Origin of the sequence: Bacillus sp. HY001, assembly GCF_007558965.1 — a bacterium.
Taxonomy (GTDB): Bacteria; Bacillota; Bacilli; order Bacillales; family Bacillaceae_G; genus Bacillus_A; species Bacillus_A mobilis.
In genome coordinates this window covers 122,419-138,676 of record NZ_VLTE01000028.1, presented here as the reverse complement: position 1 = coordinate 138,676, position 16,258 = coordinate 122,419, and the positions used below count along the sequence as shown (strand labels likewise).

General features: G+C 31.6%; 21 protein-coding genes. 14 read left to right on the top strand and 7 right to left on the bottom strand.

Going from position 1 to position 16,258, the window contains the following annotated elements; genetic code table 11:
* Positions 1–27: 27 nt before the first annotated feature.
* Entirely contained in the window at positions 28–210 is a 183-nt protein-coding gene (locus tag FOT98_RS14420) for a DUF4021 domain-containing protein (protein WP_063261091.1), read from the bottom strand.
* 199 nt (positions 211–409) lie between these two features.
* Here FOT98_RS14420 and catA point away from each other — a divergent pair, with 199 nt between their 5' ends.
* From catA to FOT98_RS14400, 4 genes are all read left to right on the top strand, one after another.
* On the top strand, positions 410–1,060 hold the full coding sequence (catA, locus tag FOT98_RS14415) for a type A chloramphenicol O-acetyltransferase (RefSeq protein ID WP_063261090.1): 651 nt from the start codon (positions 410–412) through the stop codon (positions 1,058–1,060).
* Between the two features lie 239 nt (positions 1,061–1,299).
* A complete protein-coding gene (locus FOT98_RS14410; RefSeq protein ID WP_063261089.1) occupies positions 1,300–1,827 on the top strand; it encodes a GNAT family N-acetyltransferase in 528 nt (175 codons plus the stop codon).
* A gap of 51 nt (positions 1,828–1,878) precedes the next feature.
* Positions 1,879–2,805, top strand: a complete 927-nt coding sequence (locus tag FOT98_RS14405) for a GNAT family N-acetyltransferase (protein WP_063261088.1) — start codon at positions 1,879–1,881, stop codon at positions 2,803–2,805.
* 152 nt (positions 2,806–2,957) lie between these two features.
* A complete protein-coding gene (locus FOT98_RS14400; protein WP_063261087.1) occupies positions 2,958–3,470 on the top strand; it encodes a GNAT family N-acetyltransferase in 513 nt (170 codons plus the stop codon).
* A 35-nt stretch (positions 3,471–3,505) separates the two neighbouring features.
* Here the strand turns inward: FOT98_RS14400 and FOT98_RS14395 are convergent, their stop codons facing one another.
* Positions 3,506–4,393 carry a DMT family transporter gene (locus FOT98_RS14395; protein ID WP_063261086.1) on the bottom strand — a complete coding sequence of 296 codons (888 nt, stop codon included), beginning with the start codon at positions 4,391–4,393 and terminating at the stop codon, positions 3,506–3,508.
* 171 nt (positions 4,394–4,564) lie between these two features.
* Between FOT98_RS14395 and FOT98_RS14390 the strand changes: the two genes are divergently transcribed.
* The 5 genes from FOT98_RS14390 (at position 4,565) to FOT98_RS14370 (ending at position 8,729) form a co-directional block, all read left to right on the top strand.
* Complete coding sequence (locus FOT98_RS14390; protein WP_063261085.1) at positions 4,565–5,125, top strand: helix-turn-helix domain-containing protein; 561 nt, start codon at positions 4,565–4,567, stop codon at positions 5,123–5,125.
* A 34-nt stretch (positions 5,126–5,159) separates the two neighbouring features.
* Positions 5,160–6,107, top strand: coding sequence for a hypothetical protein (locus FOT98_RS14385; RefSeq protein WP_063261084.1), 948 nt, complete (start codon positions 5,160–5,162; stop codon positions 6,105–6,107).
* Positions 6,108–6,274: 167 nt separating this feature from the next.
* A complete protein-coding gene (locus FOT98_RS14380) occupies positions 6,275–6,424 on the top strand; it encodes an aspartyl-phosphate phosphatase Spo0E family protein (RefSeq protein WP_000424361.1) in 150 nt (49 codons plus the stop codon).
* 115 nt (positions 6,425–6,539) lie between these two features.
* Positions 6,540–7,268 carry an alpha/beta fold hydrolase gene (locus tag FOT98_RS14375; protein ID WP_063261083.1) on the top strand — a complete coding sequence of 243 codons (729 nt, stop codon included), beginning with the start codon at positions 6,540–6,542 and terminating at the stop codon, positions 7,266–7,268.
* A gap of 60 nt (positions 7,269–7,328) precedes the next feature.
* Positions 7,329–8,729 carry a protoporphyrinogen oxidase gene (locus FOT98_RS14370; protein WP_063261082.1) on the top strand — a complete coding sequence of 467 codons (1,401 nt, stop codon included), beginning with the start codon at positions 7,329–7,331 and terminating at the stop codon, positions 8,727–8,729.
* 52 nt (positions 8,730–8,781) lie between these two features.
* Here the strand turns inward: FOT98_RS14370 and FOT98_RS14365 are convergent, their stop codons facing one another.
* Positions 8,782–9,330 carry a hypothetical protein gene (locus tag FOT98_RS14365; RefSeq protein ID WP_063261081.1) on the bottom strand — a complete coding sequence of 183 codons (549 nt, stop codon included), beginning with the start codon at positions 9,328–9,330 and terminating at the stop codon, positions 8,782–8,784.
* A gap of 375 nt (positions 9,331–9,705) precedes the next feature.
* On the opposite strand from FOT98_RS14365, the gene FOT98_RS14360 reads away from it, so the two are divergent.
* Positions 9,706–10,257, top strand: a complete 552-nt coding sequence (locus FOT98_RS14360) for a GNAT family N-acetyltransferase (RefSeq protein ID WP_063261080.1) — start codon at positions 9,706–9,708, stop codon at positions 10,255–10,257.
* 38 nt (positions 10,258–10,295) lie between these two features.
* Here the strand turns inward: FOT98_RS14360 and FOT98_RS14355 are convergent, their stop codons facing one another.
* Positions 10,296–10,481, bottom strand: coding sequence for a cold-shock protein (locus FOT98_RS14355; protein ID WP_061679056.1), 186 nt, complete (start codon positions 10,479–10,481; stop codon positions 10,296–10,298).
* 86 nt (positions 10,482–10,567) lie between these two features.
* A complete protein-coding gene (gene cspD, locus FOT98_RS14350) occupies positions 10,568–10,771 on the bottom strand; it encodes a cold-shock protein CspD (RefSeq protein WP_000176365.1) in 204 nt (67 codons plus the stop codon).
* A 383-nt stretch (positions 10,772–11,154) separates the two neighbouring features.
* Here cspD and FOT98_RS14345 point away from each other — a divergent pair, with 383 nt between their 5' ends.
* The gene (locus FOT98_RS14345; RefSeq protein ID WP_142332070.1) at positions 11,155–12,042 is read left to right on the top strand and encodes a CPBP family intramembrane glutamic endopeptidase; all 888 of its coding nucleotides are present in this window, start codon (positions 11,155–11,157) and stop codon (positions 12,040–12,042) included.
* Between the two features lie 17 nt (positions 12,043–12,059).
* Positions 12,060–12,701, top strand: a complete 642-nt coding sequence (locus tag FOT98_RS14340; protein WP_063261145.1) for a DEAD/DEAH box helicase family protein — start codon at positions 12,060–12,062, stop codon at positions 12,699–12,701.
* A gap of 35 nt (positions 12,702–12,736) precedes the next feature.
* On the opposite strand, the gene FOT98_RS14335 is transcribed toward FOT98_RS14340, so the two are convergent.
* Positions 12,737–13,498, bottom strand: coding sequence for an arginase family protein (locus tag FOT98_RS14335; RefSeq protein ID WP_063261079.1), 762 nt, complete (start codon positions 13,496–13,498; stop codon positions 12,737–12,739).
* Positions 13,499–13,801: 303 nt separating this feature from the next.
* On the opposite strand from FOT98_RS14335, the gene FOT98_RS14330 reads away from it, so the two are divergent.
* Positions 13,802–14,575 (top strand): Cof-type HAD-IIB family hydrolase, encoded by a 774-nt coding sequence (locus FOT98_RS14330; RefSeq protein ID WP_063261078.1) that lies wholly within the window; start codon positions 13,802–13,804, stop codon positions 14,573–14,575.
* Positions 14,576–14,676: 101 nt separating this feature from the next.
* A complete protein-coding gene (locus tag FOT98_RS14325; RefSeq protein ID WP_063261077.1) occupies positions 14,677–15,282 on the top strand; it encodes a PRK06770 family protein in 606 nt (201 codons plus the stop codon).
* Positions 15,283–15,341: 59 nt separating this feature from the next.
* On the opposite strand, the gene FOT98_RS14320 is transcribed toward FOT98_RS14325, so the two are convergent.
* Positions 15,342–16,232 (bottom strand): LysR family transcriptional regulator, encoded by an 891-nt coding sequence (locus FOT98_RS14320; RefSeq protein WP_144291076.1) that lies wholly within the window; start codon positions 16,230–16,232, stop codon positions 15,342–15,344.
* Positions 16,233–16,258 lie beyond the last annotated feature (26 nt).

The following is a 16,258-nucleotide window of genomic DNA, read 5'->3' as shown; positions in this document are numbered from 1 at the left end:
TTCCTTGGCTTTCTTCTATGTAGTCCATTAATTTTTTGAATTTAAATCTTCAGTTTCAGTGTGATCAGCATCTTCAATAGTAGTTTCTGGCATTCCATATAAGCCGTTCATTGCTTGTTCTTCGATATTAAGATTTGCAGTATTATCATTTTGAATAGGTGTAGCGTTTTCGGTAACAGTTTCTTTTTTATTTACATTTTTGTTATTCATGTAGGCATCCTCCGAATTTCATTTGATTTATTTATAGTATGTGGATGTATTTCTAGAAATATGTGAACGGATTTTTGCAGATGTTATATAATTAAATAAAAACTTGAGGATAAATTTAAATTGAAAGGAGTGAAAAATTGTGGTGAGAACAAGAAAGTTAGCCTTCTAAAATAAAATGAAATTTTAGGAGGCTATTAAAATGAGGTTTCATATAATTGACAGAGAAAATTGGAATAGAGAGCAGTATTTTGAACATTATTTAAAGTTGAAATGTACGTTTAGTGTGACTGTGAATGTTGATATTACGAGGTTATTAAAGGAATTACATCAAAAGGGAATAAAATTTTATCCCGTTTTTATTTATTTAATTTCTAGAGTAATAAATAATCATAAAGAATTTCGAACATGTTTGAACGATGAAGGAGTTTTAGGCTATTGGGAGGAAATGATACCAAGTTATACAATCTTCCATAAAGATGATAAGTCTTTTTCAAGTATATGGACGGATTATTCTAGTGATTTCCACATTTTCTATAAAAATTACGAAGAAGATATGAGATGCTATACTAATTTGCATGGTCTCTTCACGAAAGAGAATATGCCGCCAAATGTTTTTCCGATTTCTAGCATACCTTGGGCTAGTTTTACTGGATTTAATCTAAATATTAATAATGATGGTGATTTTCTATTACCGATTATAACTTGTGGGAAATATTTTAATGAAGAGAATAAGGTTATGCTACCAGTTTCATTGCAAGTTCATCATTCGGTTTGTGATGGATATCATGCGAGTCGATTTATAGAGGATTTACAGAAGTTAAGTAATAGTTGTAACGAGTGGCTTAAGTAATTTTTATTCTTTAATGAGAATAGGTTTTGTTATTTAATAGATAAAGTAGAAAATAAAAAAGAAGAGCATCTGTATATTTACAGGTGCTCTTCTTTTTTACATTTATACTATTTTCAGGTGGAAAATATAGGTATATTAGTGGTTTAATAGAAAAGAGATTATTATTTTAAAATTTCTCTATTTTTAAATAACTATATATGTTGCATAATTTATCGGTTTTAATAGAAGGGGGAAGTAGAATGAAATTTTTACTTATTGAAAAGGATGAAGTTTTAATCAATAATATGGGACAGTTATATTGTAAAGCATTTGAGAAAACTAATTTCAATGAAATGATTGAGCGAATTAAAAGACATATAGAATATCCAAATTTTAAAGGTATAGTAGCAATTAATGAGGAAAAAGAAGTCGTTGGTTTTACTTATGGTTATCGCTCACTAGAAGGACAGTACTATAATCAATTAATGAGAGAAGCGTTACATCTGGAGCAAGTAAATCATTGGCTGCAAGACTGTTTTGAATTTGTAGAGTTAGCAGTGGACCCGAAATATCGAAATGAAGGACTTGGAACAAGATTACATAATGAATTATTAGAAGGGATTTCAAATAGAACGGGCATTTTAACAACACAAATAAACAATCAAAAGGCACGTTCGTTATATGAAAGATTAGGTTGGGTGGATGTATTAGAGCCATTTCATCCAAGTAAAAATGATGTTCCATATGTAATAATGGGCAAAAATTTAAAAATAAAAGTAAATGGATAACTATTTCGTTCACAAAAGTTATTGGTTTTTAGTAATGAAGGGGAAAATAAAATGGCGATAATTTGTATAGAAAAAGCGACAATTTTAGATACTGTAAAGTTAACAGAAATAATGGTAAGAACATTTGATGAAGAAGCAAAACGATGGCTATGCGGTCAAGGTGATGTAATTGACTATAACATCCAACCACCAGGTTATTCTTCAGTTGAAATGATGAAATATTCGATTGAAGAATTGGATTGTTACAAAGTGATAATGGGTGGACAAATAATCGGGGGAATTATAGTTACGATCTCAGGTAAGTCATATGGCCGAATTGATCGTATTTTTGTAGAGCCTGTTTATCAAGGGAAAGGAATTGGATCAAAAGTTATTAAATTAATAGAAGAGGAATATCCAAGTATAAGGATTTGGGATCTCGAAACATCTAGTAGACAACGTAATAATCATCATTTTTATAAAAAAATGGGCTATGAAATAATTTTTAAATCTGAAGATGAGTATTGTTATGTAAAAAGAATAACTGTAGAGTCGGTTGAAGGGAACCTAATGAAGAATAAAGATATGAAAAATAGCCAATACGAAAACTGTAATCTAGCAAATACAGAGTATTATCAAGTGAATGCAAAAAACAGTTCATTTGTTGGGAGTAATATAATGCATATGAATATGAGTAATTGTAATGTAAGTCAATCTAAGTTTAGAAATATAAATTTTAAAAGCTCTTTATTTGCAGATTTAAATCTTTCTGGTGGTAAATTTAATTTGGTGACATTAGGTGGAGTGCAATTCAAAAATACAAGTCTTGGAGATGATAAAAAACCAATTTTATTCGATAAATGTGATTTAGAAAGTAGTATGATAAGTAATAGTAATCTAAAAAATATTGAAATAGAAAATTGTGATATAACCGGTATGAAAATAAATGGTATTCCAATTGAAAAGCTGCTTGAGTTATATAATAAAGTAAAAAGTTAACCTGTATAAAAAATATAGATAAGCTGTTCGTAAATTGAATATTATGCTGAAATAGTTGTGTAAAAATAACATAAAGAAATAAAGAAGAGAAGGGGTTTCATGCGAGGAACTAGAATGAAGATGTATTGTTATGAATATGGAGGGGAGAAAATATGGAGATCAAAGTAAGAGCGGTAGAAATACAAGATGCTAGAGCTATTCATCGTATATGTATACAAGATGATGTTTTACCTTATATGGTTTTCTTACCAAGCATGCGTGTAGATGCAATGGAAAATAGAATTCGAAATTTAGCGCCAAATCAATTTGAATTTGTTGCAGAGTATGATGGAGAAGTTGTTGGATTTGTTGGGTTAACCCAAAGTCCGGGACGTAGATCTCATTCGGGTGATTTATTTATAGGGGTAGATAGTGAATATCATAATAAGGGTATTGGAAAAGCACTTCTTACAAAAATGCTTGATTTAGCTGATAATTGGTTAATGCTAGAGCGAGTAGAGCTTGGTGTTTTAGAAACGAATCTTAAAGCGAAGTCACTATATGAAAAATTCGGATTTGTAGAAGAGGGAGTAAAGATAGGGAATTTGAAGGCTCACGGAAAATTTATTAATGAAATAATGATGAGTCGTTTTAGACCTGATGGTTTAATCGTACATAACGAATAGTGAAAAGCATGACATTATACTGTCATGCTTTTTTGTTAGTTGCGATTCGGCAGTTTTGGTTGCATTAAAAATAATGCTAAACCAATAAAAATAATTGCAATGCCTAGTCCTTGTTGTAAAGAAATAGTCTCATTTAATATAAAGTACGCTAGTATACAAGTCCCAATCGTTTCTCCTAAAATACTCATAGAAATAACAGTAGCGCTCATCCATTTTAGTAACCAATTGAATATCGTTTGACCTAAAATCGTTGCAATGAAAGCTAAGCCAATAAAGCATACCCAAGTTTGCGTAGAGTAATGGATGAAAGATTTTTGCTGCATGTAAGCAAATATACCAAGAAAACAGGCGCTACTTCCATAACTAATTACTGAATACGGTATAAGTGATAAATCTTTACGAACATGTTGGCTAATGAAAAAATAAGCGGTAATAATTCCGGCCGCAATAAATGCTAAAATATCTCCGTATAATGCTTCTCCGCTAATTTGGAAGTCTTGCCATCCGATGACGATACTTCCTGAAATAGCGATGAGGCAACCAGTAACCGCTCCTTTCGTAAATCTCTCTTTAAATAGAAAGTAACCACCAACCATTGAAAATAAAGGTTGTAACGTTACGATAACTGTAGAACTTGCTACAGAAGTATATTGTAATGATTCAAACCATAGTACATAATGTGCAGCTAAAAATAGCCCGGATATGAATCCGAATCCCCATTGTCTTTTTGTTACTGTTTTTATCTCGTTTCGATTATTTTTATTAAATAGTAATAACGATAATAGAATCAGTGCAGCAAAGAATAATCGATAAAAAGCAACGATAGCCGCAGGAGCGTCTGCTAATTTTACAAAAATTGCTGAAGTTGATAGGGCGAATACGCCGAAAAATAAGATGCAATATGAAAGAATAGGTGATTTCAAAGTTTGTTCCTCCGATACAATGTTTATTATAATAAACTTAATACGATATAATGTACAAAAGTAAGTATATAAGTCCCTAAGACGATAGGAAAGGATTATTTGCTTTTGTTTACTATGTCAGCACAAAGACAGCGAAAGATGCAATATGATGGACGAAAGGAAGTTTTTACTATGATCCATGATAGACTCGGACAAACTGTATTAAGTTATCGTAAGAAAAATAATATGACAATTCGTGAATTTGCTGATTATGCAGGGATTAGTACGTCACTAATTAGTCAAATTGAAAGAGGACATGCGAATCCTTCTTTAAGTGTATTGGAATTAATTGCGAAAGCATTAAATGTACCATTATTTACACTTTTTATTAATGAAATCGATACAGATTCACTTATTTCTAAGAAAAAAGATCGGAAAAAAGTATATCGGGAAAACAATGATCACATTGTATATGATGTATTAACACCGGATTTTATGAAAGCTCGTATTGAAATGTTAATGATGGATTTAAATAAACAAGCAAAAACAACGGAAAGTCATTATTCACATGAAGATAAGGAAGAGATTGCTGTTGTCATGAAAGGAGAAGTGTATGTGGAGTTAGAAGGAAAAGAATATTTTTTAGAAGAAGGCGATGTTGTACGTATTCCGCCAAATGTGAAACATCGTTTTTTGAATAAAAGTGATGAATCCAATCATATTTTATTTGTATTGACGCCATCTTTAGGATGATTATAAAGTGATTTTTATTACGGGGGATAAAAAGATGGAAAATAAAACTGTTTTAAAAGGTGGCCTTTCAATTATTGCTCAATGTAAAAGACAAACAAATGATATTTGGCATGCGCATTTCGGAGCAGCTGCAATTGCTAGTTATTTTTTCATAAAAGATAATAATATGGAAAAAGAAATAACTCGTAATATGTATTCCCAAACAAAGAGGATGCTGAACAAGCATAATATATGTGAAATTATTGATAGTAAAGAAGAAATTGATTTTCAAAGTGCTGAAAGAATGATTATAAAATCATTGGAACAAACAATAGATGAACTTCATTGGGTGGGGCATAATGTCATTTATGCAGCATTAAGTCTATTAGCTATAAAAGAGTTACAAAAATGGGGCGATAATCAAGAGATTGAAGGGATTACTAACCTTATATTTTCGTTTCGAAAAACAATTCCTGGTAGATCGTGGATTGGATTTACAACAAAGGAAGTAAAACAATTAAGTATAAAAGAAGAGATAGAAAGTGAATTAAGAAATCCGGAGCAATTATCTACGTTTATTTTAAAAGAGCTTTCGCAATTTAATATTATTTATAGAGCGGAAGCACACCATGATTTAATAGGTCATTTACTTACTTTTTCTCATGCAATTAATATTATGTACGACTTAGGTCATAGAGATATGTTCCAACGAGGGGTACGTCCGCTGTTAAAACTAGTATATGTGTTACGTGCTAGTCAAAACTTAACGTCAAATAGTGAAATAACTTTACACTCACCAATAGATTGTTTACCTTTAGTCGAATCTAAACGTGCTCATATATTGCCAACAGAAAATCAATTTTGGCTAAAAGACTATGGTGCATTTGATTGGGATTTCGGGCATATCTTTAAATTCTCATATAGTTATTTTGATCATATTAAGAGAGCTCCAAAATATAAAGATATAACATTAGAGAAATTCCGATTTATTATTAATACATAATGGAATCTAATAATCTGTATAAAGGGCTAAATTTAAAATTTCTTTGTTGAAAATATATTATTTTGGAATTTGTAAGATTTTACATGCGTATTTTACTTTTACTAATTATGTAAATAGGCTATACTAAAATACATACATTTTAGTATTGGAGAGAGAAGTAAAACGACATGGAATTAGTGAAATTGGAAAAAGTCATTGAAATAAAGAAAGAAGAGCTTTTATATTTAGTATCGGATTACGGTATTCAACATGAAAAAGTATTGGCATTAAGTCAAGAAATAGACAAATTAATTAATTACTTTATGTTTTTAAAATAAAAAGAACTATGACATGATTTGAAAATGTTTTAGTTCTTTTTTATTTGGAAATTCAGATATAAATTCTATATACTGTTAATTAATAGAATATTCAATTTGAAAGGGGGAGACATGAATGATATTACATACGAACATTTCAGGTGAAGGAGAACCAATTGTGCTTTTACATTCTGGAGGTATGACAGGTTTAGTAGAATTCGAAGAGCAGGTAGCATTTTTTCAAGAAAAAAATTATCAAGTCATTCGTCCTGATTTAAGAGGGCATGGAAAGTCAGGGGGGACATTGGAGAATTATTTCTTACGTTCTGTAAAGGATGTACATGATACGTTAGTGCATTTACAAATTGATAGATGTCATATAGCTGGTGTTTCCTTAGGAGGATTAGTCGCTTTATTATTTGCAAAAAACTATCCAGATAGAGTAAGGACATTAAGTTTTTCAGGTATCTTTCCGGCTAAGAGAGAAAAATGGGAGGAGTCTCAGGAGTATGAAGCGAAGTGTCATCAGCAATTGATGGAAAATGAAGAAGTTGTAAATTATATGAATCAAATTCATGAAAAAAGTGATTGGAAAGCATTGCTGGAGTCGTGGCAAGTTAAAGATTGGTATCCATTTGATGAAACTGGTGAAGTAGCTAATCTTCAAGTACCTACACTGTGTATAGCTGGGGGAGATTCAGAAGATGAAGTTGCAGCTGCTACAACGTTCAAACAATTAAACCACAATATACATATTGCTGTAATTCCGTTTGCTGGTCATTTAGTGCATAATGATCAACCGGAAATCTATTCAAATATATTGTCTAATTTCTTACAGAATGCACAAGCTGCTAGTCGAATATAAGGACTTTTGGGTATAATAATAAAGGAATTATTAATTGTATCGGTTAGGAGCGCAGCACATATGAAAACAGTTGTTGTTATCGGTGGAGGTATAACGGGACTTTCTACTATGTTTTATTTAGAAAAATTAAAAAAGGATTATAATGTTGATTTAAATTTAATCCTTGTAGAAAAAGAAAAGTATTTGGGCGGTAAAATCCATAGTGTAGAAGAAAAAGATTTTATTATGGAATCAGGAGCAGATTCTATCGTTGCTCGTAATGAACATGTTATGCCACTTGTAAAAGATTTAAATTTAGAAGAACAAATGGTATATAACGAAACTGGTATTTCTTACATATATTCTGATAATACTTTACATCCAATTCCTTCTGACACTATATTTGGGATACCGATGAGTGTCGAGTCATTGTTCAGCAGTACGCTAGTATCAACGAAAGGGAAAATTGTTGCTTTAAAAGATTTCATAACAAAAAATAAAGAGTTTACAAAAGATACTTCACTTGCTGTATTTTTAGAAAGCTTTTTAGGGAAAGAATTAGTGGAAAGACAAATTGCCCCAGTGCTTTCAGGTGTATATTCCGGTAAATTGAATGAACTTACTATGGCATCGACATTACCGTATTTACTGGATTATAAAAATAAATATGGAAGTATTATTAAAGGTTTTGAAGAGAATAAAAAACAGTTTCAATCAGCCGGAAACAAAAAGTTCGTATCATTTAAAGGTGGACTATCTACGATTATTGATCGTTTAGAAGAAGTGCTGACTGAGACTGTTGTTAAGAAAGGTGCTGTAACGACAGCTGTAAGGAAACAAGGTGATTGCTATGAAATCGCCTTTGCGAATCACGAATCCATCCAAGCTGATTATGTTGTTGTAGCAGCTCCGCATAATATTGCAGAAACTTTATTACAGTCTAATGAGTTAAACGAGCAGTTTCATACATTTAAAAACTCATCTCTTATAAGTATTTACTTAGGGTTTGACATACTAGATGAACAATTACCGGCGGACGGCACAGGATTTATCGTAACGGAAAATAGTGATTTACATTGTGATGCTTGTACATGGACAAGCCGGAAGTGGAAACATACATCTGGAAAACAAAAGCTATTAGTAAGAATGTTTTATAAGAGTACCAATCCAGTATATGAAACGATTCAAAACTATAGTGAAGAAGAATTAGTAAGAGTCGCTTTATATGATATTGAAAAGAGTCTCGGAATTAAAGGTGAACCAGAAGTAGTTGAAGTTACAAATTGGAAAGATTTAATGCCGAAATATCATTTAGAACATAATCAAGCGGTTGAAACATTACAAGAAAAAATGACGGATCTTTATCCTAATGTATACTTAGCTGGTGCTTCATATTACGGTGTCGGAATTGGTGCGTGTATTGGAAATGGAAAGAAAACTGCAAATGAAATAATGGCAACATTGCATGAACCGTCAAATTAATAATACATATATAAATAAAATGTCCCTCCGTTATGTTGGAGGGACATTTTATTTATTTTACTTGAATTGGGACCTTTTTATTTGTTGTATTATTCTCAGTAATTGTTAAGGTTATGTTCCCGGATTCTTTAAATGAATATGATGAGAGTTGATAGAGTTCTTTTATATTATGTTGTTCTTTTAATTTATTGGCCGGAATAAATGTTATGTTCGGTTTCCATGTTTCCTGTTTACCGGAAGGATAATTTACTATTATTTCTGGGTTATTTAATTGCATTGGTTTCCAAGAGGCGAAATATAGTTCAACTTCTGTATCTTTTTTTAGTAATTCTTCTGAGAAATATCCAACCTCTCCAACATTACCGAAAACAGTAAAGTTTTGATTTTGTAGTGTGATATCTAAATGTTTAGGTTGATATGTTGCTGCGTGATAGATTCCATATGAAAGAGAAAGAGTGGCTGCGATTAAAATGCCGATTGAAAAAGTTTTAAAGCTATTGCCTTTAAAACTAGTCATCATAAATGAGTTTGGAGCGAACTTTTTTGCGAATAAAAAAATGAGTAGTATGAGTAAGAGGGATAAGCCGATGAATATATACATAGAACATTTACACCTCCACAATATAATATGACGTTAACTATATTTTACCATAAATGTATGGAGGAGGGTGTTGTTTTAGAAGGGAAAAGTGAATATGTAATCGAAATTATTAGACATATTATTTTGAGTGAAGTGATGGAAATGAAAATGATACAATTAATTTTAAAACTAGAGAATAAAGACATGATCATAGCGCTTTGATCATCTCTTTATTTTTTCTATTTAAGCAAAAGTAAGAAGGGTTACTCTTAGTTCGTATTGAATTAAGAGGATAAGTTTCTCTAGAAATATTTGATTAATGGGACATTGAGGACTTTCCTAATTATAAATACTTTTTCTGCTATAATGAATGTGTAGAAAGAAAGGAGTGATCCTGTGGCATTTCCTATATTAGAAACAGAACGTTTACGTTTAGTTGAAATAGAACAATCTTATTGTCAAAAAATATATGAAATTTTTTCATTGGATGAAGTAACATGTTATTACGGTATGAATTCTTTTACAGAGTTTGGACAAGCTTCACGTATGATTGAATCTTTTTCAAAAAATTACTTCGAGAAAAAGGCAATACGATGGGGGATTGTATTAAAAGAAACAAATACTTTAGTAGGTACAATAGGATTAAATAATTTACAGCTATGGAGTAAACGATCCGAAATTGGCTATGACTTACATCCTCGTTATTGGGGGAATGGTTATGCGTCAGAAGCGGCTCGAGAAATTATTCATTATGGATTTCAAGATTTAGGCTTATTTAGAATTGGAGCTATTACATATCCTGAAAATGTTACTTCTTGTAAAATGTTATCTAAAATAGGCTTTCATAAGGAAGGGTTATTACGTGGATACATTCATCAAGGAAATAAGCAACATGATGCACTATTGTATTCTATAGTCCGAACGGATGTAGAGAATATAAATTTATAATAAAAAACCCCTCTTATAAAAGAGGGGTTAAGTAAAAATTAACCTAATTTAGGTAATAAACGTTCTCCGCTTTTCATGCTACTTTTACATAAAGGGCATTTAGGCTCTTCTTCAAATGAAAAGTTCTTTCTCATCCATCCTAAACAATCATCTGCTTCACATTCCCAAACAGGCGTTTGTTCTGGTGGTACCTCTGCTACATCGTTCTTTCGATTGCGATACATATAACCACTCCTTTTATGTAAAAAATTTTAGTTATATATTAAAAAGGTTGTTAACCGAGCTGGTAACAACCTTTTTATTGTTTGAATTATAGCTTTACAACGTTTTTAGCTTGAGGTCCACGGTTACCGTCTTCAACTTCGAAGCTAACTTCTTGACCTTCGTCAAGAGATTTGAAACCGTCGCCAGTGATAGCTGAGAAGTGAACGAATACGTCGTTACCGTCTGCAACTTCGATGAAACCGAAACCTTTTTCGCTGTTAAACCATTTTACTTTACCTGTTAATGTCATGGTAATGCCTCCTAAAATTTAAAAAGATTACAATATGATCGGCCTTATTTGAATGAAAAATAAAAGTTCACATATTATCAAAAACCCATAAGGAGTACAAAATGTTCCAGATTGATACTTGATAATATGCAAAGAAAATATAGTGTTAAATTGACCTTAATTACTATCTTACAACAAATGGTGGGAAATAGCAAGTGCTGGTAATACCAGTGAATAATCTTGGTGATAATAGTAAAACGCACAAAGTCATCTCTTTTATTTATATATTATTCCAAATTTGGGTTTATGCTAAACATTGAATATTTTTATTGGAAATTTGTGTTAGGAAAACGATATATAGTATTAAGAATAGTGTTGATGTATTTGTTAAGGAGGCGAGAATATTGCAATTTAAAATAATTGAAGCAGCCAAAGAGGGAAGAAAAAAAGTTCATCCAATATTCGCTGTTATACTTGCAATTGTATTTTTAACTTTAGGTGAATTGTTCATGTTATTTATGTTGTTTTTACCGAAAGCAGAAACACTTTTAATGAAGGCAATTTATAGCGATATTGAGATGGTATTGACGTTTGGAGGTGCTATATTTTTTGTTTTTTTATGGATTAGATTCGTAGAAAAAAGATCAATTTCATCCATTGGCTTTTGGAGAAACGAGTGGATGAGAAAATATTTGAGAGGTGCATTAATAGGTTTTGTTTTCATTTCAATACCAGTCATGCTACTTTTATTAACAGGAAATGTACAACTACAAATGCAACAAATTACACCAACCGCCATATTTGGAATTGTGGGGTCTTTAGTTGCTTTTTTAATACAAGGTGCAACAGAAGAAATAGTTGTTCGAGGTTGGTTATTTCCAGTCCTTTCTGTTAGAAGCCGTATATGGATCGGAGTTGTTGTAACTTCTTTTTTATTTGGCTTTCTTCATTTACTAAATCCAGGTATTACAATTCTTTCAATTTCGAATATAATATTAGTTGGTGTATTTGCAGCTTTTTATGTTTTGAAGGACAGTAGTCTTTGGGGGATATGCGCGTGGCATTCGTTGTGGAATTGGGCACAGTTTAATATTTATGGCTTTGCAGTAAGTGGAATGACGATGTATTCTACGCCACTCTTTAAACCTGTAACAAACGGATCGGAATTCCTTCATGGAGGGTCGTTCGGAATTGAGGGGAGTATCATAACAACAATCATGCTTTCTATAGCTTCAATTGTATTATGGAGACAGTTATGGGGGAAAAAAGCGAAGCAAAGAGATTTAAGTTAATGAAAGTGGGAGAAACAATGGGGATTATAGCGTTTGAGGGAGCAAGTGCAGTTGGTAAGAGCAGCACTTGTCGTGAGTTAGAAAAAAATTATGGTGCTTATATTATACCTGAAGTGAATTTTTTATTTGAAAGACCAAAAAATGAGCATACAACCTGGTATTTTGAAAAACAAGTAGAGCGCTGGGAAATAGCAGTGCAGAAGTCAGAGCAGTATGAATTAGTAATACTTGATGGTGATATTTATCAGCCACTTAGTTATAATTGGTGTTTCCATTTTGATGTATTTAATCAGCCGTTATCTTTAATAGAAAACTTTTATAAAGAAAAGCTGATACATAGGGAAATTGGTTTTCCTGATCAATATTTTTATTTATATACGAATGATGAAGAACTTAGAAAACGGAAAGAATCTGACGAGACAAAAAGAAGAAGAAACTTTGAAAAACATTTACAAATATCAAAATCGTTTCAACGTTATTATGAAAATTTAAATGCTGTTACAGACGGGTATTGCAAAATGATTGATGCGAAAAGTGTAAAATCGAATGAATTAGCAATTGTGAAAAGTTTAAACAATTTAAATGTGTCTGAAGAGAGCCGTTTTGATATTTCGAGGTTAGATACGATTACGAAGTGGTTAAAAGAACAACGTGCATAAAAACAACGAGTGCCTTATAAGGTGCTCGTTGTTTTTTATGTATTATAAATTGATTTTAAAATTTGTAAGTTTGCTTCTTCATTTTTCTTAATGGCATTTGTATATGTAGCTAGAAAGAGCTGAGAAGGATAAACAGGTAGTTCACCGCAAATATCAATACCATAGACATTTTTATCTCTAATTAGAGCATGAATATATTTTAAAAGTGAAGAGAGTTTCATATGTCCTTGATCCCAATTTGTAATAGTTACTTTTGAATCTAAAACATCTTTATCAATGCTTATATATATGGTGTTTGTATGAATATGCGAAAGTATTGTATGAGTAGATACTTCATTTGACGTATCTATCGGGAACACCTCTACGCATGAATAATCATTAGAATGTATTGTTAAAGAAGAAGGTCCAATAATAATTACTTTCTTTAATTTCGGGTTATTTTGAAGAGCGAATGATACCCATGACCCGCAAGAAATAGGAGTATGTTCATTTTCTTCTTTTAAGTTCATGTCAGTGTGATGATCAAATAAAATAAGGGTAAATGGCTCATCTATTTCTTTTAGTAGTAAATAAGATACATAATGATAATTTCCAGAACCGATAAAAGTGATTCCTTTTTGCTTTCTACAATATAACTCTCGTTTTATTCGCATTAAAGAGGGAGTCTCGCAATACAGATTTGAGTGCTCTAAATGACTAAAATCAATATCTTCATGTGAATAAGAATGAAGTTTATTTTGTAATGAATAGGTATCATCAAAGTTCAAAAAAGTTAAACCGCTATATAATAAACTCATATTTATTCATCTCCATTATATGTAGGCTAGCATATTTTTTTATTGATTTAAAACGAAATGCTTAGAGGTGGATTTGCATTTGAAATAGATGGGTTATTTTTACAGAATAATCTTTCAATTTATAAAGAAAAGAAATATAATATGAGGAAATACATATGTGGTTTAGGAAATAGATACTATGTAATAAATGAAAATGAGACTTAAAAAAAGTAGATAAAGATTAACTACCTACCAAAACTCAGTTGATTCAACAAATAATCAATATTTCGAGTTATTATTTGTGAAAGGAGAATAAATGTAAATATGAAAAAAATTATAATTTCAGATCTTGATGGGACTTTATTAAAAAGTGATAAAACAATTTCAGAGAAATCTATTAATATTTTAAGAGAATGTAAAAATAATGGAGACGAATTGATTTTTGCTACGGCAAGGCCGCCAAGAGCTATAAAACAGTATATTCCCGACGCGTTAAAGAGTGAGATTATCATTTGTTATAACGGGGCTCTAGTTCTTAAAGGGAATGATATTTTATATGAAATGAAGATTTCTAAAAATAACATTTTAGAAATCATAGAAATAGCAAACAAGTATAATCTTCATGAGATTTGTCTTGAAATAGGTGATAAGTTGTATTCAAATTTTGATGTTACTGATTATTTCGGTAATATACCATGTGAAATTATGGATGTAAGAGATTTAGATTTTGAAAAAGCTTCTAAAGCAATTATTTGTACGAAAGGCTCAATAAACCAGAAATTTATTAACGAATTGCCTGATGAATGCAAGGCAGTCATTACAGATGACGGGACATTGTGTCAAATTATGCATGCAGAAGTTTCAAAATGGAATAGTATTCAATATGTTCTACAACACTTAAATAGAGACGTATCTGAAGTTATTGCCTTTGGAGATGACTACAATGATATGGAAATGATAGAGAAGTGTGGGGTTGGTGTAGCGATGAGCAACGCTGTTGAGGAATTAAAGGCAGTCGCTAAATTTATTGCTAAAAGTAACGATGAGGATGGAGTTGCTACATTTCTAGAAAGTAAAAGTTATGTTTATGTTAACTAGTAAGAAAAAAATGTAGTAAGAAGCGAAAAAAGAGATGCTGAATCTGTTGTTGATAAATAGATATTATGAATGGGATAGATATGTGGGAGGAAACAAGCAAGATGAAAACATTATTTAAAATAATAGGTATAATAGCTGGTATGGCGGTAATCGGAGTAGGTGTAACATATGGCATGCTGTATTATCTGAATAATAGTAAACCAGCTGCGAAAAAGGCATCACCAGCTGCTCCAGCGGCAGAGGTACTAGCTGATAGTAATGTAAAAGCTGAAGATGCAAAGCTTTTAGAAAATGGCAATCATTCATTGCCAAATAGCGGCTTTAATAAAAATTTCAAGTGGACAGATGAGAACATACAGACAGCTTTGCATGAAATGGCACATCAAAAAACGAAAGCTGATCAAAAGTGGGGTTATATTTTTATCACACAAGAACGTATTGAAAGTTTACTTGATATTGTAAAGAGTAATGATCTAGTACAAGGAAATACATATGCAGACATTTTAGAGAGATGGAAACAAGGGAAATATGAAAAGATGGACGCGGATCACAATAAGATTTGGAAATTACAAAGCGGGAATTTAGGCGAAGGGAAAGGAGTACTGTCAGAAGCGGAACAAAAAGAATTAATCAATCAATTGTTTATGCAAAAAGGTACATATTCAGGCAGTAAATTAATTGCAGGCGGGGGACAGACTAATAAATAAGATAACATTGGAAGAGAGTAAGTGCTTATTAGGCAGTTACTCTTTTTTGTGTGCACCTTTTAGTCTTTCTCTAGTAAGGAAAGAAACGATTGTAAAACGGGTGAAATCCATCTAGATTTATGATAGATTACGTGGCTTTGAATAACTGCTGGCGTTTCGATGGGCTGAAAACAGAGTTGCTCTTTTTCACAACTTTCTTGTACAACGATGTAAGGAAGAATTGAAATTCCTAACTCACACATCACAGATTGTTTAATGACTTCAACGTTGGAGGTTTCAAATGTTTTAGCTGGAATATTCCCGCTTTGATGTAAAAAACGATCTACCATTGGTCTATAGCCACAGTTTTGTTCTGTAAAAATAAACTGGGTATCCTTTAATAAGCAAAATGGATTAGAGTGCGTAGAGTATTGGGGAGGTAAAATCCATCCAAATGATTCATTACAAAAAGTACGCGTAATAAAATCATTATGTTCCATACTTTCTCCAATTATGAAAATAACATCTGTTTCTCCTTCACGTAGCTTATTCATTGCATGTTCGTTTGTATTTGTTTCCAGTACGATATTTACTTTCGGATTTTCCTGTTTGTAAGTACGTAATAATTGTGGTAATCGGTACACTGCTAATGATTCGTTAGAAGTAATACTTAATGTTCCCTCTAAATTATCACTATTTTGAGGGATTTCTTGTGCTTTTTCATAAATAGCAAGTAATTCTAGAGCATAAGGGTGAAATTGATGGCCTGCTTTTGTAAGAAGAACTTTTTTCCCTAATCGATCAAAAAGAGGGAGATGTAAATCGTTCTCTAATGCTTTCATGTGTGCTGTTACAGTAGATTGCGCATACCTTAACGCTTGAGCAGCTTTAGAAAAACTACCATACTTAACGATGGCACAAAATGTTTTAACATGTCTCATTTCCATAAGCGATCCCTCTTTTATTATCATGATTTGTGAATGATTATATCACGTAT